This is a genomic window from Neobacillus dielmonensis (assembly GCF_000612665.1).
Taxonomy (GTDB): Bacteria; Bacillota; Bacilli; order Bacillales; family Cytobacillaceae; genus Neobacillus; species Neobacillus dielmonensis.
In genome coordinates, this window is sequence record NZ_HG942048.1 from 159788 (window position 1) to 180599 (window position 20812).

At 42.3% G+C, this 20812-nt stretch carries 20 protein-coding genes; 2 read left to right on the forward strand and 18 right to left on the reverse strand.

Annotation, left to right across the window (positions count from 1 at the left end; genetic code table 11):
• Positions 1–74: 74 nt before the first annotated feature.
• The 8 genes from BN2425_RS22960 to BN2425_RS07535 all read right to left on the reverse strand — a co-directional run bounded on the left by BN2425_RS22960 (position 75) and on the right by BN2425_RS07535 (position 7803).
• Positions 75–242, reverse strand: coding sequence for a hypothetical protein (locus BN2425_RS22960; RefSeq protein WP_235714582.1), 168 nt, complete (start codon positions 240–242; stop codon positions 75–77).
• A gap of 151 nt (positions 243–393) precedes the next feature.
• Positions 394–1191, reverse strand: coding sequence for a GNAT family N-acetyltransferase (locus tag BN2425_RS07505; RefSeq protein WP_042457062.1), 798 nt, complete (start codon positions 1189–1191; stop codon positions 394–396).
• Positions 1185–1829: a hypothetical protein gene (locus tag BN2425_RS07510; RefSeq protein WP_042457065.1), complete on the reverse strand. Its 645-nt coding sequence runs from the start codon at positions 1827–1829 to the stop codon at positions 1185–1187. Before BN2425_RS07510 ends, BN2425_RS07505 begins: the two co-directional genes overlap by 7 nt.
• A gap of 83 nt (positions 1830–1912) precedes the next feature.
• Positions 1913–2803, reverse strand: a complete 891-nt coding sequence (locus BN2425_RS07515; RefSeq protein WP_042457068.1) for an RNA polymerase sigma-70 factor — start codon at positions 2801–2803, stop codon at positions 1913–1915.
• A gap of 18 nt (positions 2804–2821) precedes the next feature.
• On the reverse strand, positions 2822–3967 hold the full coding sequence (locus BN2425_RS07520; protein ID WP_042457071.1) for an NAD(P)/FAD-dependent oxidoreductase: 1146 nt from the start codon (positions 3965–3967) through the stop codon (positions 2822–2824).
• 213 nt (positions 3968–4180) lie between these two features.
• Positions 4181–5437 carry an MFS transporter gene (locus BN2425_RS07525; protein ID WP_042457074.1) on the reverse strand — a complete coding sequence of 419 codons (1257 nt, stop codon included), beginning with the start codon at positions 5435–5437 and terminating at the stop codon, positions 4181–4183.
• Between the two features lie 124 nt (positions 5438–5561).
• Complete coding sequence (locus BN2425_RS07530; RefSeq protein WP_042457077.1) at positions 5562–6731, reverse strand: SAM-dependent methyltransferase; 1170 nt, start codon at positions 6729–6731, stop codon at positions 5562–5564.
• A 136-nt stretch (positions 6732–6867) separates the two neighbouring features.
• Positions 6868–7803: an aldo/keto reductase gene (locus tag BN2425_RS07535; RefSeq protein ID WP_042457080.1), complete on the reverse strand. Its 936-nt coding sequence runs from the start codon at positions 7801–7803 to the stop codon at positions 6868–6870.
• A gap of 230 nt (positions 7804–8033) precedes the next feature.
• Here BN2425_RS07535 and BN2425_RS07540 point away from each other — a divergent pair, with 230 nt between their 5' ends.
• Entirely contained in the window at positions 8034–8831 is a 798-nt protein-coding gene (locus tag BN2425_RS07540) for a Cof-type HAD-IIB family hydrolase (protein ID WP_042457084.1), read from the forward strand.
• Between the two features lie 50 nt (positions 8832–8881).
• On the opposite strand, the gene ilvA is transcribed toward BN2425_RS07540, so the two are convergent.
• The 5 genes from ilvA to BN2425_RS07565 form a co-directional block, all read right to left on the reverse strand.
• Positions 8882–10093, reverse strand: a complete 1212-nt coding sequence (ilvA, locus tag BN2425_RS07545; protein WP_042457087.1) for a threonine ammonia-lyase — start codon at positions 10091–10093, stop codon at positions 8882–8884.
• A 191-nt stretch (positions 10094–10284) separates the two neighbouring features.
• Positions 10285–11109 (reverse strand): formate/nitrite transporter family protein, encoded by an 825-nt coding sequence (locus tag BN2425_RS07550; protein WP_042457089.1) that lies wholly within the window; start codon positions 11107–11109, stop codon positions 10285–10287.
• A gap of 118 nt (positions 11110–11227) precedes the next feature.
• Positions 11228–12169: a ketopantoate reductase family protein gene (locus tag BN2425_RS07555; protein WP_195891912.1), complete on the reverse strand. Its 942-nt coding sequence runs from the start codon at positions 12167–12169 to the stop codon at positions 11228–11230.
• 114 nt (positions 12170–12283) lie between these two features.
• The gene (locus BN2425_RS07560) at positions 12284–12919 is read right to left on the reverse strand and encodes an NUDIX hydrolase (RefSeq protein WP_042457094.1); all 636 of its coding nucleotides are present in this window, start codon (positions 12917–12919) and stop codon (positions 12284–12286) included.
• Positions 12920–12953: 34 nt separating this feature from the next.
• The gene (locus BN2425_RS07565) at positions 12954–14018 is read right to left on the reverse strand and encodes an NAD(P)H-dependent flavin oxidoreductase (protein WP_042457097.1); all 1065 of its coding nucleotides are present in this window, start codon (positions 14016–14018) and stop codon (positions 12954–12956) included.
• 191 nt (positions 14019–14209) lie between these two features.
• Between BN2425_RS07565 and BN2425_RS07570 the strand changes: the two genes are divergently transcribed.
• Positions 14210–15034 (forward strand): MBL fold metallo-hydrolase, encoded by an 825-nt coding sequence (locus BN2425_RS07570; protein ID WP_042457101.1) that lies wholly within the window; start codon positions 14210–14212, stop codon positions 15032–15034.
• A gap of 214 nt (positions 15035–15248) precedes the next feature.
• Here BN2425_RS07570 and BN2425_RS07575 read toward each other — a convergent pair whose 3' ends face one another.
• The 5 genes from BN2425_RS07575 to BN2425_RS07595 form a co-directional block, all read right to left on the reverse strand.
• On the reverse strand, positions 15249–16469 hold the full coding sequence (locus BN2425_RS07575) for a M20 family metallopeptidase (protein ID WP_042457103.1): 1221 nt from the start codon (positions 16467–16469) through the stop codon (positions 15249–15251).
• 19 nt (positions 16470–16488) lie between these two features.
• Positions 16489–17304, reverse strand: coding sequence for an ABC transporter permease (locus BN2425_RS07580; protein WP_042457107.1), 816 nt, complete (start codon positions 17302–17304; stop codon positions 16489–16491).
• A gap of 16 nt (positions 17305–17320) precedes the next feature.
• Positions 17321–18265 (reverse strand): ABC transporter permease, encoded by a 945-nt coding sequence (locus BN2425_RS07585; protein ID WP_042457111.1) that lies wholly within the window; start codon positions 18263–18265, stop codon positions 17321–17323.
• A 97-nt stretch (positions 18266–18362) separates the two neighbouring features.
• Complete coding sequence (locus BN2425_RS07590; RefSeq protein WP_042457114.1) at positions 18363–19898, reverse strand: ABC transporter substrate-binding protein; 1536 nt, start codon at positions 19896–19898, stop codon at positions 18363–18365.
• A 28-nt stretch (positions 19899–19926) separates the two neighbouring features.
• Entirely contained in the window at positions 19927–20634 is a 708-nt protein-coding gene (locus BN2425_RS07595) for an HAD family hydrolase (RefSeq protein ID WP_042457117.1), read from the reverse strand.
• Positions 20635–20812 lie beyond the last annotated feature (178 nt).

Sequence of the window (20812 nt, forward strand, 5' to 3'; positions counted from 1 at the left end):
GCTCGTTCGATAATCCTTCTAAACACCTGTCATTTTTTTGAGCCGCCCATGACTTTGGCCCGTCGCCCCTCCTTTTAAGTCTTTGGAGCAGCACTTCTTTTCCGGACATTAAAGTATACTGGTGTACCTCCACCCCTTCTTGTCGTTAATAAACCAATAATTTCTTTGAAGTAATTTGGATTCACAATGGTCATTGGAATGATTAGTGTACCATCATATTTTTCCTCAATGTCTTTGATCAATGTATAATCTTGAAAGTTATCTTGTTTTACAGTCGCTGGGACGTTTCTTGATAGAAATGTACCTAGATTTTCAGGATCATAGACAAATGAAGTTGAAGCTCAAAGGCGGTCCTTCTTTTGCCAGCACCAAAAGGACCGTTTATCCATATAATCATTGCATATCTCCCATATCTTCCTGCCTCTTGACGAAGATCGAATAAGTGCTAGGATGTTCGAAGCCCAACTTTTCTGCTAGTTTAATAGAAGGCAAATTGTTAACATCACAATTCCAGATGGGGGCGATATTTTTTTTAAGGCAGTAATCAATAAATAATTGTGCTGCAGTCAGTGCTAATCCTCTGCCGCGGTACGGCTCCTGTGTAACTATATCTATCTCAGCAAATTTTGAAGAAGTAAAGATGGTTAGACATTCGCATGCTATTTGGCCATCCTCTAACAAACAAAAACCAAAACCATTCTTCAAAAAGTTTGTGGTAGAACCCCAATATTCCTTTATATAGGCTTGATTAAACTCGTGGCTTTTGGAGATAAGTTCACTGTCATACTTATGAACAGAAAAGCTTTGACTATGATCGACTTTTACTAGGCGTCTATAATTATTTGGATTAAAAATAAAGGAATGCCGTTTATATTGTGTTAGGTCATTTTCAAGTAGCTCGTCAATCTTTAGATCCCATTCTTGTGATGGTGAAAATAAAGTAAACCTCTTTTTTGCAGCCTGTCTAGACTGAAAAAGTCCCGCTAATAATCTTTCACCATCCTGATCTCGCACGTCCCCAATAACAGCGTAAATGCCTGAGCCTGTTCCCATTATGGCAGATGTTTCTGATTTAGTGAGATAAATTTTCCCAGGAATGTATTGATCAAGGACAGAGTATACAAAGGTAGGATAAACAGACTGCTTAGCTTTTTTCATCAGTGCTGATGCTTTTATAGCTTCATTTAACATGGTGAGTCTCCCTTGTTGGATATAATATCAAACAACTCTTCGGTGGAATATTCTCCTTTAATTCCGGGCTTATTTATAAAATAAGTAAAAATATCTTCATCCGTATAATGTTCTTTTGCCCCGTTAACGATGGTTGATAAGTAGGCTGTTGAAGGCTTCCTTGTGTATGTTTCCGTTATGTCCCAAGGGGCTGTGAAGGTGAAAATAGGATAACCTTGTTCTTCTCCCAAATATACTAGATTTCCATACCAAGAATGGCGAAAAACCTTAGAACCTGCTTTCTTTACTTCAGATAAATCAAGGTGAAAGTCGATTCCGTTATTTTCTTGTTTCACCACATCCACAAATTGTTCCGCTGTAATCAAATATTTCTTACTAATTGTAGGATTCACAGGATTTTGATTTAATCCGATAAACGCAACTCCCATCGACTGCCAGCCCGCAGCCTCCTTAGCAAAGTATAACGGATAGGGAATCGTAAAAAATGATTCAGCAACAGGAAGCGAAGCATCCCTGCAGCCAACCTCCACCCTAGTAGAACCCGCTGGGCTGCCTCCTCTTATATAACACAAAAACCGATCTCGATTCATATTCGACCCAAAACTCGCATACCACACATATTGTTGATCAAAACTCATAAATACACCTCTTTTTGGGGCCTGTCCCCCACTAATCTACCGCGGTAAAGCGGCGGGGGACAGGCCCCCGCTATGGTAAAGCATCAGTGCGGTGGGGTGTCCCCCATTTGGATATGTTTCAATTTATCTGGATTTCTTACGATGTAGATTTCTTGGATTTGGTTGTTTGCTGCGTGAAAGCTGATGACGGTTTTGTTGTTGTCGGGTGTCGCTGCAATGATGCCTGGCTGCCCATTGATGTTGGCGATTTGGATTTGCGATGACTGGTCGTCTTGATATACCTGCCCGTATAAATATTGGATAAACCGCAGGACATTTTTCTTGGTAGAGATCGGCTTGAGTGCTGCAAGCACTTTACCACCGCCATCTGAATAAAGCGTAACATCCGAAGCTAATAAAGTTTCTAGTTGCTGCAGATTTCCTTCAAAAATGGCTGAAAGAAATTGACTGACAATCGCTTCCTGTCCTTGTTTTCGGTTCTTTATTTCAGCCTCATTGTTGAACGGAAATTTCTTTTTTACACGGCTGAAAATCTTTCTGCATGCCGGTTCCTGCCGTTCAACAATCTCGGCAATCGTTTGATAATCGTACTCGAACACTTCTCTTAAGATAAAGATAGCTCTTTCAATCGGTGTCAGTTTTTCCAAAAGCAACAGTACGGCGAATGTTATCATTTCATCTTTTAATGCTTGCGTATACGGGTCATTGTCCAAGAGGACGATTGGTTCCGGAAGCCATGGCCCCGTGTATACCTCACGTTGCTTTCGTGCCGATTTAAGCAGGTCAAGACAGGAGTTGGTAACCATTTTGCAAAGATAGGCTTTTTGATTTACAACGTCTGTCATATCTTTTTCCTCTACGCGCAAGAATACATCTTGAACGATATCCTCCGCATCAGAAATAGTCCCGAGCATCCGGTATGCGATGGAAAATAACAACGGCCTGTATTCATGATAGAGCTCAGCTAACCCCATTCCCTTTTTACCTCCCTGCTACTGACTAGCATATTCCCATGTATATTCACGAATTTTAGCTGCCAGTTTCCCCGTGAGGACAAAATTCAATCCCCATTTTTGCGCCCAAGTAACGGCATCCTTTGGACCAAGTCCGATACAATACGCCTGAGGAATTGATTTATGGGCTTCTGCTTCTACTCCCTGTAAATCTGCCAGAATTATTTTAGCCAGTCGCTTTGCTTGAATAATGGCTTCTTTGCAGCTCATTGCCGCTGCCTTTCCAGACAAGGTGTCAATTATATGGGCACAATCACCTATAGAATATAGATGTTTGGTATTGTCCACGCGGTACCACGAATCCGTTTTGATTTGGCCGTTTTCCTGTAAAGGAAGTCCCAGCAGTTTAAGACTTGGATTTGGAGACATGCCGATTGTCCAAATGCAGTAGTCTGCCATTAGTTGGGAACCATCACATAAATGTATGATTCCATCTTGAAATTTTTCCACGCCAGCTTGGTGAATCGATTGAACACCCTTAATTTTCAATTTGTGCTCCAGTAGTTCACTTGCTTTTTTCGGAGCATCCGGGAGCAATCCTTTTTGCTTATTAATCAACAAGACTTCAACATGTGAAGGCATCATCCCTGCTGAGATTGCCTCGTTTTTTAGCCACACTACCAACTCTGCTGCCGTCTCTACCCCGGTAATGCCTCCCCCGACTATTGCAATCCGCAGCCCTGACTTGCCGGAATGTATCTTCTCCAGAAGTTCTTTTCTGATTGTCATTGCACTCACTAAATCAGAAAGCGATCTCCCGCCAATGCCGTCTTCCTGTTTTTTTGCAACACTCCCTAACGCAAGGACCAAGTTGTCATAAAGTAATTCTCGGTATCCGCCCAATGGGTCTCTCAATTCAACTTTTTTATTTGCGCGGTCAATTGCACTCAATTCTCCTTGAACAAATTGAACCCCTGAGCCACAATATTCTGTAAGGGGCACCATAAGACGATCTTGTTTTTCCTCCACAATCGTTTTAAAAAGCTTTACCTTTTTAAAATGAAAATCATTCTTGTCAACCAATATGATTTCCAAATCATGATTAGACTCTTTTCGCAAATGCTTGATTACATGAATACCGGCATAACCGCCGCCAACAACGATTATTCTTCGCTTTTGAAACATCCAATCCACTCCTTCATCATCTTCTAAAAAGCAAGACGATTAAGGGGGCATTATTGTGACCAATGGGTGCAATCATTTTAAAAAATAGGAATGCAAAGAACCGTCAAAATGGACCCGGTTCTTTTTTCTAAGTGTATTAAACTAATATCAACGTGCTAGCACCTTGCAATTAGTTTAATAGTTTAGAGATATCACTTTTATTCTTTTAATCTATTAATCAAAATTCCTAATCCCTTTACTAATCATTGACAAGACCGCTATAAGAATAATAGTTACACTAAACACAATGAGAGTGAGAATCTCTCCTATGCCCTCCGCAAGCCATCCCGTGATTAAATAGCCCACCGGCAGGAGCGCAAAAGACCCGAGCATATCTAAACTGGCTACCCGTCCGAACTTTTCTTCCGGGACTAATTCTTGCAAACTTGTTTCCCAGATGAGGCCAAACAGCATAATGCCAGCTCCTTCCATAAACATACAGAATGCAAGCATCGGAACACTGGAGGAAAATCCCATTAGCAACAGAGCAACACCACTTACCGTTACTCCCAGATAGGCCAGCAGGCCCCTTTTTCTCCATGTAGACCTTAAGCCAAAAATGATTCCGGTACAAATGGCACCTGCCCCTGAAGCACCAAGAACCAAACCGTAAACAGATGGATCCAACTTATAAAAACTGTTAATCAGCCAAGGAATGATAATTCTGATAATTCCTCCAGAGAAAATGTTAATTAAGGAGAATGCCAGGATCGTGATCCAAAGCCAGGACTCTTGTTTTAGGACTTCAATCCCTTCCAAGAAGTCACGTTTAATAGAAAGTTTATTTTTTAATGGCAACTTATCATTCTGGAAAGGTAATGTCCGTAAACGAAAAATAAAATATAACGATATGAGATAGGTTGCAGCGTTGATGCCAAAGCCCCATCCAGCTGTAAAAGCAGATATAATCACACCGCCGATAATCGGGCCAAATATTCGTAAAGCCTGAACACTGACTTGCGTCAATGAATTGGCCGCATTGCGAATATCTGGCGTAAATATCTTTGCCCTCACTCCAGAATAGGCCGGCTGGAAAAAGCTATCCATGGTGCCCATAAAAAACATAAAAATAAATAGAACCATCATATTTAACTGATTCAAAAAAGCAAAGATGGCTAACATCAGCATGAGGATAAACCGGACGACATCGACAATAAACATAATCCTAACCTTGTTCATTTTATCAGTCAAAACACCTGAAAACGGCAGAAGTATGACAAAAGGAGCCATATAAATCGCCATGACCGTTCCCATCATAGCAGTGGAGTTCGACAATTGAAGAACAACGATAGGGAGAACAACATTTGTTATGGAACTGCCTAATAATGAAAAAATCTCTCCGAATAAAAGCGCGGTGAAATATTTGGAGCTTTTAAATAGTTTAATATAGGTGACCTTTTCCGCAGCTTGATTCGTTGGTATTGCACCCACACAAATCCCCCTTTACCCAAATTTTTCCGAGCAATAGGTCTATTTTAATAAGTTTCCGCTAATCAGTCAATTCAGAATTCACCAAACAAAAGGCCATTTTCACCAATCGAAAATGGCCTTTTGTTTAATACATATACTCTCGTGTCCAAGGTATGGAATCATTGATCCCTTTTGTAAAGATAAATTGACTCAGGTCAATGTTTCCTGTTTGGAATGAAGCAGAACAGGCATTTAAGTATAATCTCCACATCCGGATAAACCGTTCGTCTTTCGATTTTCTGACCTGGTCAAGAGCAGCTTCAAAGTTAGCTGCCCAATTATCTAATGTCTTGGCATAATGTCTACGCAAGCTTTCATAATCTATTAAGTAAAACTGATTTTCGGCAATCTGGCTCACTAGTTCACTTACGGAAGGTATGTAGCCACCGGGGAAAATGTACTTTTCAATCCAAGAATTCGTCGCACCTTCCCGTGGAGAAGTGATCGAGTGAAGTACCGATAGGCCGCCCTCTTCCAGCAATCCGTTTACCGCTTTAAAATACTCTGGTAAATGCTCTTTGCCAACATGCTCGAGCATTCCGACACTGACAATCCGATCAAATTTTTGCTTTTTTAATTCCCGATAGTCGATTAGTTGCACATCTACCAAATGGGATAATTGCTCTTCTTTAATCCGCTCCTGCACTCGTGCAAACTGTTCATCCGACAGCGTAATTCCTGTTGCTCTAGCTCCGTAACGTTTTGCGGCTGTAATAATCAATTCTCCCCAACCGCAGCCAATATCCAGAAGTTTCTGCCCTTCTTTTAGGTTCAATTTTTTTAATATATGAGCCACTTTATTTTGCTGGGCCGTTTTTAACGAATCATCTGGAGTTTTAAAATACGCGCATGAATACGTCATGGTTTCATCCAGCCATAGCTTGTAAAAATCATTGCCGATATCATAGTGGAAAGAAATATTTTCCTTGCTGCGCTTGGTGGAATTCGTTAGTTTTTTCATCAATTGTACTGCTAGCTGGCCCTGACCTAAAAAGCCTTCACTACTACGGTAAATGGAGGTGACAATTTCCTTTAAATTGCCTTCCACTTCGATGACTCCATCCATATAGGCTTCACCAAAGGCCATGGAGGGGTCTTGAATGAGCAATGATTTTGACGGGACATCATGAAACTTGAGCTTGAAACGGGGTTCCTCGTTACCATACTGTACGGTTTCACCGTCCCAGAAAGTAATCTGGACAGGATCTGAAAAGGTTGTTTTCAACAATGTCTTATAAAATAACTTATCGATCATCTCATCACCTCTTTATTCTCTTATTTTAAGGTGATTTATGTCACAACACAAAATAAAATACAAATTTTCCCTATTTTATTTTTTCTACGAAAAAAAGCACTATGTCAGCCATAGTGCTTAGAGTGTACGGGCTATCTTAGCCTTTAAAAATCTGGTCAATTTCGTTTATTTCCTCGTTTGTTAACTGAACTTCAAGTGTTTTGAGGTTTTGCAGTACCTGCTCAGCCCGTTTAGCTCCAGGTATAATAACATCGATGACATCACGTGTTAAATACCAAGCAAGCACCACATGGGCAACCTCTGCCCCTTTTGCAACAGCAATCTCACGGACTTTCTCGATCTTGACCAAGTTCTCTTCATAGACGCCTTCCTTGAAATGCGGTCGTTTACGCATCTTTTCACTTAACTCGGTATCTTTGCTATATTTGCCAGTAAGTAATCCGGATGCAAGCGGAAAATAAGGAATAAATGAAATTTGGTGCTCTGCCACGTATGGGAACAATTCCTTTTCGGCCTCGCGGCTTAGCAGGTTATAGCCACCTTGATAGACATCGACATAGCCGTCCTTGTTGGCTTCTTTTAACTGTTCGATGGAAAAATTGGATACACCAATGGCCCGGATTTTTCCTTCATCTTTCAATTGTTTTAATGCTCCGACTGCCTCATCTTTTGGAGTATCCTGATCTGGAAAATGAATATAAAACAAATCTATGTAATCTGTTTGCAGACGTTTCAGTGCATCTTCTACTGATTGCTGTAGAAAGGCAGGAGAATTGTCCATCAAGGTCTCGTTGCCTACGATTTTATGGGCAGCTTTTGTGGCAATCACAATTTCAGAACGGTTGCCCGCTTCCCTTACCACTTCGCCAATAATTTCTTCTGAGCGCTTAGGACCATAAATAAACGCCGTATCTAAAAAATTGATTCCATTCGCAATACCAGCCCTAACCAAATCCCTCCCCGCATCCTCATCTAAATTGGGGAATAAATTATGGCCACCAACAGCATTCGTGCCCAATCCAATCGGATTCACCAGCAAATCCGTTCTACCAATCCTTGTTCTGTGACTCATCAAATCCAACTCCTTGTATTGAATTTGCCCAGCGGTACTTTAACACAGTGCAGTACCGGGGGCCTGTCCCCCGCCCATTTAACGCGGTAAAGTAACGGGGGCGCTTCTCTTTTTTATCTTACCAAGTTTCTCCTTTTATTAATAATGGAACGACTCTTGGAGGCTTTTATTTTTTTTGGGGGGGTATTTTGGTATAGTGTTGATTATCATGAAAAGGAAGGAATCTAATAATGAAATGTTTTTCTATTGATTTAGATGGGACGTTATTGAACTCTGGGCATGAAATTTCCGATGAAAATTTTAAGGCGCTGCAGGAGCTGAGGGAACAAGGGCATACCGTCATTGTTAACACTGGCCGGGCGGTTGAAGATGTGGTTAAATTCGAAGCTATTAAAACACTGCAGCTGCCTATTATTAGCATCAATGGAACGGTACTGTATTCTCATGCTGGGGAAATTCTGTATGAAGCCTCACTTCCAGTTTCATACTATCAGATTCTGATGCCAATTTTACAAGAGCTAGGATTATGGATTATGGTCTACACCAATCAAGGCGGTTTTCCATGTAGGAATCCAGAACTGCAAGATAAAAGTGTTGAAGAAATTGATGCGATTTTCCGGGAGTATGATTACAGCGAAATACTTAAGAAAGATCATCTCAAGATATACAAAATCATGGCGGTATCACGTGCAGATGAAATGGAAAAACTCGATCAGGCCCAACAAGCCGTTAAGGGGAAATTGGAAGTATCTATGGCTTCCTCCCATCTTAACAATGTTGAATTTACTTCCATTGAGGCTAATAAAGGGGCAGCATTGCTGCGTTATCAGCAATTGACTGAAACCAAATTTGATGAAATCTTCGCATTCGGTGACGGTGGAAATGACCTGGAACAATTCAAAGTGGCCACCACTTCTGTTGCAATGGGAAATGCCCCATTCCATATCCAACAAGAAGCGGATATTATCACCAAAACCAACGATGAAAATGGCTTTGCTTATGCCGTCCGCCATTTATTAAATTTCTAACAACTAAACCCCCTGGACCTTATAATATGGTCCAGGGGTGTTTTTGCAAACTAAAAATTATCTTTGACCGCATACCCTTTGTTCTTAAGCACATTACATACTGTCTGAATGTGATCTTGATTTTTAGTCTCAAGTGAAAGCTCTAGTTGGGCATAGCCTGGATAAATATCCTCTCCGGCATGCTGCAGATCGACTGATAATATATTTGCATCCAGTTCAGTGATCGCACTCAGCACTCGCTGCAATTCGCCTGGCTTGTCTTTTAAAATCATGGAAAAATTAGCATACCGGCCTGACTCCACCATACCGCGTTCAATAATTCGTGAAATAAAACTGACATCCACATTACCGCCGCTTATCACAGCAGCCACTTTCTTTTCCTTAAAATTGACCTTTTGATACAGCAATGAAGCTAAAGAAACGGCACCGGAACCTTCAACCAAAAGTTTATTCCGTTCCAGCAATAATAGCATCGTCCTGGCAATCTCCATTTCATCAACACAAAATATATCATCGACATATTTCTTTACTATCTCAAAAGGATGTTCACCAGGCTTCTTGACAGCGATTCCGTCTGCCATCGTTGGAGTAGAGTCGACCATGACCGGTTTGTTTTCCAGCAATGACTGCTTCATGCTTGGGCAGGCAAGAGTTTGGACCCCATACACATGAATATTCGGGTTTGTCTCTTTCACAGCCATGGCAACTCCAGCAATCAGTCCACCACCGCCTACAGGGCACAAAATTGCTTCTACATCCGGAAGCTGTTCTAAGATTTCCAACCCGACCGTACCTTGACCAGCGATAATCGCTTCGTCATCAAAGGCATGCACAAAGGTTGCCCCCATTTCTTCCTTCAGTTGTAGTGCATGGGCTAAGGCATCATCAAACACATTTCCCTCTAATACTACCTCAGCACCATATTGTCTAGTAGCTGATATTTTGCTAAGCGGCGCCCCTTTTGGCATCACAATTGTACAAGGAATTCCCAGCATTGAGCTAGAATAGGCGACACCCTGGGCGTGATTGCCGGCGGAAGCGGCGATTACTCCTTTCGCCAGTTCTTCTTTTGATAAGGAAGTAAGCTTATTATAGGAGCCTCTTACTTTAAATGACCCCGTCTTTTGTAAGTTTTCCAGTTTTAGATACACTTGATTATGATGGGAAAGGTCGCTGAATGTTTGAGAAAAATCCAGCGGCATGGTATGGACTACTCCCTTCAGCTTTTCTTGGGCGGCCATAATATCATCCAAAGTGACCAATTTCCAGACCTCCTAAAAACCTTGTCTTATTTTAGAATGCACTGGAAAAAATAAACTATTCTAATGGCAAATAGAAATAGAAAAACGCCAGAACCCAAACTTCTGGCATTTTTGATGCGTTCGTCATTCTATTGGGGCCTGTCCCCCATCTCTTTAACGCAGTACAGCAGTGGGGGACAGGCCCCACCCTTTTATCTGCTCCCGGTTTTGGCGATTGGTTTGACGGCCCGTGGTGCGTTAAGTGGCGCTTCGGTCTTTTTGTACGCGTGGAAATAGGCCATTGAGATGAATAGGACTCCGCCTATAGCGTTTCCCAAGAAGACGGGTACGAAGTTTCCAAGATATTCTGCCCAAGTGAATTGGCCTGCAAAAATGGCTGCTGGAATCACAAACATGTTGGCTACAACGTGCTGGAAACCTACGGCAACGAATGTCATGGTTGGCAACCAAATGCCAAGGATTTTACCGGACATATCTTCTGCCCCATAGGAAAGCCATACAGCCGATGCTACCAGCCAGTTACAGCCAATCCCAGAAAGAATTGCTTGCAAAAACGACGCGTCTAGTTTATGCTGCGCCACATCAATAGTTTTAGTTAAAAACGGTTCTGCTTCCGTTAATCCAACCAAATGTCCAAAAACATAGGCTACAAAGACAGCACCAACAAAGTTGCTGACAGTCACCAGGAACCAGTTCCATGCAACTTGCTTTAATGTGACTTTTTTAGCCAGTTTGGCCATCGAGACTGCCATCATGTTGCCAGTTAAGAGTTCTCCCCCTGCCAGCAATGTTAAAACAAGCCCGATTGGAAACACAGATGCTCCTATTAAACTGCTAAGTCCTTGAAAATCACCTGTCAGTGTTGCCGTCACACGGATAAACAGCAAATAGCCCAATGCAATAAAGGCACCTGCTTCAAACCCTAAGATTAATGTCCTTAATGTAGGATAATTGGCCTTCTTTGTTCCATAATCGGCCGTGAGTTCCATAATTTTATCAGGTTTACTATACGCCATACGATTGTCTCCCTTATGTAAAAATAAACTTTGTGAAACAATTAACATATTTATTTTACCTTACATAATAGGAAAACAATGTGAACGTTTTAGTAACATTATAATCCGACGAAATAATTTAAATGTTTAATATTTGATCAGTCAGATATTGGCTTTCAATCATTTTTATTTTTTCATAGAGTTGTTTATTTACAGGTACAGCTGCACCATGTTTGTCTGCTAATTTTATGACCGCTCCCGAAAACAATTCCACTTCGCTATAACGTTTTGCTTCAACATCTTGAGCCATTGAAGGCTTTCCGTCTGGACTCAGTGTGGCAAGGACACGCAGCCAATAATCCAAATCCTCTTCGGTTAAAGGAATCCCTTCTTTTTCGGAGAGTGCAATGACCTCACGCATCGCGGCAATCATTGTATTCCTTGCTTCGCCCTCTCTTTGTATCTCCCCATAATTGCTTTGATAGACTGCCACCGTTTGATTGACACCGACGTTCAGCATGAATTTTCCCCACAGACGCTTCATCATATCGGAATCCAACTGGTAAGGGACCCCTGTCTTTTCAAAAAATTCGGCGACTGCCTTCATCCGATCGGATATGGCGCCCGGTTCGCACTCACCAAAGCAGAGCATCCCCATATGGTCATAGGTAAGCTGATTCCCAACTTTTACCGCATCCATCCCTTGGGCGACACAATATAAAAGCTTATTACGCCCATAGGTTTCACCAATAATCTCTTCACTTGAAATCCCATTTAATGCTGATAGAATGATGGTGTTTTCTCCAACGTGGTTTCTTACTTTTTGTATCGCATCTTGCAGCCCATCAAATTTCACGGTAAAAATAAGCAAATCCGCCGGTTCACAAGCTTCGTCTGGTGTTACATAATGAAAGTCACAGCGTTCCCCATTACAATAAACGCCTTCTTGTTCGTACCGATTCCTGCGCCCTTTATCAGCAATAATTCGTAAGTCTGCTTTCGGCATATTTTTAGAAAATTGATGTCCAAATAAAATTCCTAGTGCACCCAATCCAATAATTGAAACCTTTCGTATTTCCAAACCTAAACGAATCCCCTTTCTGCTGTTAAACTCTAGCATTATTATACCGTTTCGGATAAATTATTTTCAAAAATAAAAAAACTTAGAAGAGTAATAAAAAGACAATTGCAAATCTCACTCACTCTTCTGTTCTAAATAATCCATGATAGCAGGTAATACTTTTTCAAAATAAGGCGGAACATGCTGGACAAATTGTTCCTTAGTTAAATCCTCTAAAAACTTCTTTCTGCTTCCGTCATCCTGCACCTTAAACCCCTCCGCTGGAACCCGTTCAAGTTCGCCTAGCCAAAGTTCAAAAAAGGAGCGAAAGGGTATTCTGACGATCCCCGAGACTTCCTCTAACTGAAGCTTATAGTCCACAAAATGATGCGTGGACTCATACAAGAAAACATGGGCATGTTCATTATCTTTTAAACTTTCACTAATAGCACTGTAGGAAACAATTCCTAATGGAACAAGTTCGTCCATTGATAGGCTAATACCAATCTCTTCCTTTACCTCTCTGATGCCATCTTGGACTGTCTCATCCGCTAATAAATGACCTGCTGCAGTAATATCCAGCAAATTAGGGTAATCTTTTTTCCTGTGGCTGCGAATTTGCAAATAAATATAGTCAATACCAGCCTCATGCCCTATAAACCAGCAATGAAAAACTTCATGCCAGAGCCCCAGCCGATGTACTTCAGACCGTGGCGCTGTTCCAATATAGTTTCGTTCTCTATCAAAAATTTTCAAGACTTCGGTTTCCATAAATACATCTCCTTTATGATGTAATTTTATTGCTCTATAGGATTCGCTTCGCTCCATTAATTAGATTTTCTATTAATTGGGCAGCCGATAGGTTGGACTGTAAAAGCCTTGTACCCTGTCCAGCCCATAGTGCCATATATTCAGGGTTGTTTTGACTTGAAGCTTCCCTACGGATATCACCCGTTAAAGTATTTTGAGTAGGGAAATCTGCCGGGGCGATGCCGGCTTTTTCGTATTCCTGAATGAATTGATTTTTTATGCCTCGAGCAGGACGGCCGGAAAAAACTTTCGTTATCACCGTACTTTCTTCGTTGCTGCTGATCAAAGCATGCTTATACTCAGGATGAGCACCGGACTCGAGAGTTGTTAGGAATGCTGTTCCCATTTGTACCCCTTGCGCTCCTAATGCTAATGCAGCAACAAGACCCCTGCTGTCCATAATTCCTCCAGCTGCCACGACCGGAACTGAAACGGCATCAACTACTTGTGGGACAAGCGAAAAGGTTCCAATTAATCCCCCATTGGTATCGCCCTCAATTTCAAAGGTTCCGCGGTGTCCGCCAGCATCGCTTCCCTGCGCCACGATGATATCTGCCCCATTTTCTTCAGCAATCAACGCCTCACGAACCGTTGTCACCATTGAAGTTATTTTGATATTCCGTTTCTTTAATTCTAAAACTTTATGTTTCGGTAGCACACCAAACGCTGTTGAGGTAATCGGCACTTTTTCTTCCAGGATTATTCTAAACTGATCTTCAAAAAAATTAGTCGTTATTACTGGTTGGGAGATATCTTTAATTTGTAGTTTGGCCCTAATGGCGTTTAACACCTTTTGCGATTCTTCCACACCTTCATACTGATCGTTCCAATTTGTACAAAACAAGTTAACCGCAAATGGTTTAGTCGTTTTTTGTTTTATTTTTCGGATAGCCGTCTTCATATCTTCAGGCTTCATGTAAGCCGCGCCCAGTGTTCCAAGTCCGCCAGCATTAGAAACATTAGCCACTAGTCCTGGTGTTGTCGGACCTCCGGCCATACCTGCCTGAATGATGGGATAAGTAATCTCAAGAATCCTACATAAATCGGTGTTTAGTTTCAATGTTTTCCCACTCTCCCATACCCTTTTCCAAAATTTATTTATTCTTATTCTACCGAACTTTTATTCGAATGAAAAATAGGAATTTACTCATTATAATCTTGTTTTTTCACATCCTTGAAGGAATATCACGTTTTCACAGTGAATAAATTAGTTAAAATTTACTTTGTGCCATTCACGAAAGGATGTCCTTTATGACAAATGAACTAAAGATTATTCGTGTTCCTATCCATACACCAACCATTTTGCCGCACACAACCACTAACTGTTATTTAATTGGTAATGAGCAAGAATGTTTGCTAGTCGATGCTGGATATGATGTCCCAGAAACCAAGCAGCTTTTAGAAAAAGCAATCGCTGAAAACAAATTGGCTGTACCAAAGACTATTGTCCTTACGCATTCCCATCCGGATCATGCCCCAGGAGTCCGTCAATTAACGGATTGGGGCCCTACAGTTTATTGCCATAGAGAAGAAGAGCAAACGTCGCTTGATGCGATATCACCGTGGTCCAAGATTGCTTTTTTGGACGATGGTGACCTTCTCACTATTGGGAATGAGAAAATAACTATTCTACATGCGCCTGGTCATACTTCCGGTCACTTGAATCTTTATATTCCTGCAAATAAAGTGCTTATTGCCGGTGATAATATTGTCGCCGAGGGTACGTCGTGGATAGGGCCGCCAGACGGTGATATGGGCGATTATTTGCAAACGCTAACAAGATTAAAGCAGTTGGATTTAACCAGGATTGGTCCAGGCCATGGCGGTTGGGTGGAGAACCCTTATGAACACATTAATTTTGTCATCAATCGGAGATTACATCGTGAAAACCAGATTAAGAGTTTGCTATCAGAACATAAAGAGCTAACTTCTGAAAAACTAACGAGTATGATTTATCAGGAGCTTCCCCATCCCAGCGTTTTTGAATTTGCCAAACGAACAACCGAAGCACATTTAACAAAATTAATGAAAGATGGCGCCGTGTCCCTGCAAGATTCTGTTTATTCATTAGTATAATAGCTGTTATTTCCAAAAAGAAATGGGCACTGAATGACCAGTGCCCGTATTTTTCTTTCCTACCAGGCTGTGCAACAGATTTACCGGCACTTTTGGAATGCTTATCGGCATTTCATATCCCTCTATCAACCGTTTTGCCTTTATTACCGGCATGTTTCATTTCCAACATTTCTAAAGCCAGGCCGTAGCCTGGCTTACTTATTGCTATCTTTTTTCATGTTTTTCCATTTAAAAAATACAAAATCGCAGTCCGATAGATTTGCGTGGTAATTGCCAATTCCTCAATGTCCACATATTCATTGACATGGTGTGGAATCTCGCGGTCGCCGGCACCGGTGGTCACAATCGGGACACCCGCCAAATGCAAAAATGTTCCGTCCGTCGCGCCGGGAACACCATTATAGACCGGTTCCTGCCCAGTAGCTTGCCGGTAGGCCCCAGAAATCGCCGTCACAATTGGATGATTGGGGTCCGTTTTTGTCCAAGGCCTGTCCTCAATCACCTCAAACTCCGCCCTGAAATTGTGATCAATTTGTGTAAGCCGATCAATAATGGATTGGATATCGGCTTTAAGCTGCTCATGGTCCTGCCCTGGAATCGTCCTGATGTCGAGCGCGGACATGCAATGATCCGGCATCACATTAATTTGCGGATCCCCGGATACGGGTGCCTGCAAAATCGTCGGGGTAATACTCGGCCAGCCTAGTTCAGGGTCACGTCCCACCCGCTGTTTTTCTCTCCGTTCCAATAGTTCTAGTTCGCAAATAATCTTAGCCATTCGGGTAATCGGGTTGATGCCGCTTAATGGCATCGCCCCATGGGCCATTTTACCGAACGTCCGGACGAGCACGCGCATGGCCCCTTTTTGCGAAATACAAATTTGATTTTCTTCGGGTTCGCAAATAATGGCGCCATCCACTCCATTGGCCCAGCCCCGCTTGATAAAATGCTTGATGCCGATCATCATGTCTTCCTCATCGCACGGGATACAGAGAATAATTTTTCCTCTGAAACTCTCTTTACCTTCCAAAATCGACTGAACCGCCGTGATGGCGCAGGCCAAATTTCCTTTGGTATCATTTGTCCCCCTGCCGTACATCCTGCCGTCCACAATCTCCGCGCCAAACGGGTCGTAGTTCCATTGCGACCGGTCGCCCTCTGTCACGACATCCGTATGGCCTTCAAGGAGAATCGTTTTTCCGGGAACACCAGAATCGAGAATCCCGATGACATTCAGCCTGCCGGGTACAACCTCCTCAATATGAACTTCCAAACCCAGCTGTTTTATAAAATCAGCCGTAAACAGAGCCACTTTTTGCTCATTTCCATCCGGCTGCTTGGGCCGGTAGACACTTGGAATCCGGACTAGTTTTTGTGTCAAATCTATTACTCTTTGCCTGTCTCTCAAAAAGCGTTCATCCTTTGCTAATGTCAAACCACTTCACCTCAAAGATTTATTTTGACCGATGATCGGTTAAATCCCGGATGCCATTACTTAACATGTAAAAACCAAGAACCAACAAAGTAATTGTAATCCCCGGGGCCAATGTGAACCAAGGGCTGGTCGTCAAATATTCCTGTGATTCCTTCAACATCCGACCTAAACTCGGGTCAGGCGGCTGCACGCCCAGTCCTAAATAGCTTAAAGATGCTTCAGCCAGCAAAGCGATGGCGAAAGCAACCGATGCTGCCACAATCAATGGTGAGTAAATATTTGGAAGTATTTCTCGGAATATTATTTTTAACGGATGGACCCCAATTGACTTGGCGGCCGAAACATATTCAAGCTGTTTATTTTGGATAAATCCGCTTCGGGCAATCCGGGCAATGCCGGGTGTGGCCAGGATGCCCAAGGCAATCGCGGTATTTAACGTTCCTGTGCCAAAAACTGCTACAATCATAATCGCCAGGATGATTCCCGGAAAGGCCATTAGCGCATCAATTGCCCGCATGATGATTTCATCCAGCCAACCGCCCACATAACCGGCAAACCCGCCAATTAACGTGCCAAATACCACCCCAATCAGGGTCACTACGCTTCCGACAAAAAAGGCGGTTTGCGTGCCGGCCATGATCCGGCTCAAAATGTCCCTTCCGAACGGGTCTGTCCCAAACCAATGCGCCGAACTAGGAGCCTGCAATTTATTGCTGACGGCAATCGCGTTCACATCGTACGGGGTGTAGAAAAAACTGACGACCATCGTCACTAAAAAGAACAGCAAAACAAAACAGCCAACTAGTAAATTTAAATTGATTTTTTTACGTTTCATCTCTTGTCCCCCTTAATCACGACTTCAGCCTGATTCTCGGGTCGAGGACCGCGTAAAGGATATCCACGATAAAATTAATCACGACGACAACAAGGGCAATATAAAGCACAATCCCTTGCACGACAGGGAAATCCCTATAACTAACAGCAGTAATTAATAAGCGCCCGATCCCCGGCAGGGAAAAGACCTGTTCGACCACAATGGTGCCGGCGATCACTTCGGCAAGTATCAAGCCAAACACCGTTACTACAGGAATCAAGGAATTCCGCAGGACATGTTTATAAATGACTATTGCTTCAGATACCCCTTTTCCACGAGCTGTTCGAACATAATCCAGCTTTGACTGCTCTAATATGGCGTTTCTTACATAACGAAAACTAATGGCGATTTGTGGAAGAGCGATCGTAAGGGCGGGCAGGATCAGCGAGCCGATAGCACCGGTTATACTTTCACTCCAAGGCACATAGCCTCCAGTTGTAAAAAATTGAAAACTCATGCCGATAAACAGAATCAAAACCATTCCAACAAAAAAAGTCGGAACAGCCATTCCCAATTGGGTAAAGGATGAAAGGAAAAAGTCACTCCATTTCTTTTCCCTTTTAGCTGAAAAGATCCCCAATGGTATCGTAACGAGTATCACTATGATGAGGGAAATTACGGCCAACGAAAGAGTGATGGGCAACCGTTCCATAATCAGCCCGGTAACTGGGCGGGAAAAACGAATCGAGTCCCCCATATCCCCTTGAAAAAATCCTTCCACCAAATGCAAGTATTGGACATGCCCCGGCTGGTCCAAACCAAGCTGTTGTTTAAGCGTTTCCACTTGGGCCTCATCGGCATCCGGACCTAACATTGTGCGGACCGGATCCCCTGGAAGGATTTGAAAAACAAGAAACGTTATGACAGAGATAAAAATTAAGGTAACGACCAACAGTAAAAAACGACGGACAACATACGTCAAATATCTACCACTCCCTTTATAGACAGGTCCGTCATCCAAACCTGACCATAAAACCTGGTTAGCTGACGCTGCGATCAGATAACCAGGCTTCTATTGACTATTGCTTTGGTTTCATATGGGCCATATCCATATAAAAGATAGGATAAGATTTGAACCCTTCTACTTTTGGATTCATCCCCCACAAAGTTTTATAGTCTGCAATAAACACAGCAGCTGCTTGCTTCGTTAAAATCTCCTGCGCTTGTTGATACATGGCGATTTGTTTGGCTTCATCCGTTTCTAACACAACATCAGCCATCAGTTTGTCGAACTCAGCATTATTAAAGTTCATCAGGTTGCTGCTTTTATTGGTTGACACATAACGGCTTAAGATTTTATAGGGATCCAGCTTTCCGGTAAAATCAATCATCGTCATTTCGTAATCTCTTTTTCCATATACATCCTCCAGCCATTTGGCCCATTCCACCACTTTAATTTCTGCTGTAATGCCCACTTTTTTCAGCTGTTCGACCGCAATTTGAGCGGCATCAGAATAGAGCTCGGCATGGGAGGAAATCGTTAGTGTTGTCTTAAAGCCATCTGGATAACCTGCTTCGGCCAATAATTGCTTTGCCTTTTCTACATTAGCAGGATAATAGTCTTCCAGGCCCTTTTTATAATATTTCCCCATAATTGGGCTTAAATTGGAGCCTAACTTGGTGGCATATCCTGAGAAAGCCCCCTCAATGATTTCGTCCTTATTGATGGCATAATTGATGGCTTGCCGTACCTTTAAATCGGAAAATGGCTTCTTCTCATTGTTAAAGCCGAGCAGGAAAACAGAATTATTTTCTTGTTCTATAATTGTAAAATTCTTCTCCACTTCTGCTTTCTGATGGGCCGGGATATCGGTGAGATCCAGTTGGCCGCCCTGCAGGCTCAATAAGGCGGATTGGTTATCCGATTGAAAAACAAAAGTTACTTTATCGAGGTAAGGGACATCTTTTTTCCAATAATCCTTATTTTTTTCGATGATTAAATTGTTTTCAGGATTATACTCTACGAATTTAAATGAACCTGTCCCAATCGGTTTGGTGTTTTGATTGGCGTCATTGCTTTCCGGTATTATGGCCGCTTGCTCGGCCGTTAGCCGGTAGATAAAGGTGGAGTCTGGTTTCTTCAGTTTCATGACAACCGTTTTATCATCCGGGGTTTCGACCGCTTCAACATTCACAAAATCGGATGACAGTGGCTGTCCTGTACCGGTTCCCATTAATCGGTCGAACGAGTACTTCACATCCTTGACTGTCACGGGATCACCGTTATGGAACTTAACTTCATCTCTTAATGTGAATGTGTAAACAAGGCCATCATCTGAAACCTGATATTTTTCTGCAATCGCAGGCTCGACACTACCATCGGGTGACGGATTAAATAAGCCTTCAAATACATTTAACATCATTCGGAAGGTCAATGAGGCTTCCGCTTTATGTGGGTCAAGAAAATCGGGGTCGCTGTTTATCCGGACACTCATTTCCTTAATCTCGCTCTTCCCCTCTTCCCCTTTTTCGCCCTTCTGGCTGCTTCCCGAACACGCGCTTACTAGTAAACTCATAATCAATAAACTAGCGAAGATGATCCATCGTTTGCGCATTTCTTTTTACACCCCTTAAAAGTCTTTTTTACTTCTCCAACCCTAGAATCTTGAGAAGCCCCGTGGTGTTTTGTACTAAGTATGGTACTTCAATCTCTTCAATTCCTTCCCTGCCGAAACGATTGATCAGGACCGTTTGAATCCCCAGTTTCCCTGCCCCCACCACATCGTCATAGTAATTGTCCCCGACATACAATACTTCATCATGTGCACAGTGAGTGATATCCAATAAATATTTAAAAATACCCACATCCGGCTTACTGATGTTTATCTCCGATGAAACGATAATCTGTTCGAAGTAATCATAAACCCCAATCTGTTTAAGTACCCTGCGGCAGGTCAAATCCCAATTTGATAACAAGGCAAGTCGGTAGCCATTGTTTTTTAAGGTGTCCATCACCTGGGTTGTCCATGGAAATGGCTGCCAATACGAAGAGCCCGGTTTCCCTTGTGCCATAATGAAGGTTACTTGATGAATCAGATCAAATTTAACATTTAAAAAATAATTGACCAGTCCGATATACCAAGGCATGTAATACTCCGGTGGATTTCCTAAGACTCCGTGATAGGACCGCATAAATGTTTTATCCGCAAGATGATAAGCTTTTTCTACTTTTTCCCTTGGTATAATCACAGATTCCGATTCTAAAAAATTCATATAATGATCTTCACGCCGGTTGTAGGCAAGTGTATACCCTAAATCAAAGGCAATTAATTTCAGCCTGTTATTATTCATTTATTAAACCTCCAATCATTTGTTTTATGCCCCACCCTCTTTATCAACTGGAGTGAATATCCTGCCAACTCGGACTCCCATTAACGACTTTTCCCTTTTTATGGCTTGAACGTCGGAAACTTTATTCGATGACAATGGCAAATGATATAAAAGCAACCTGGGTCATCGTTGAGGATAC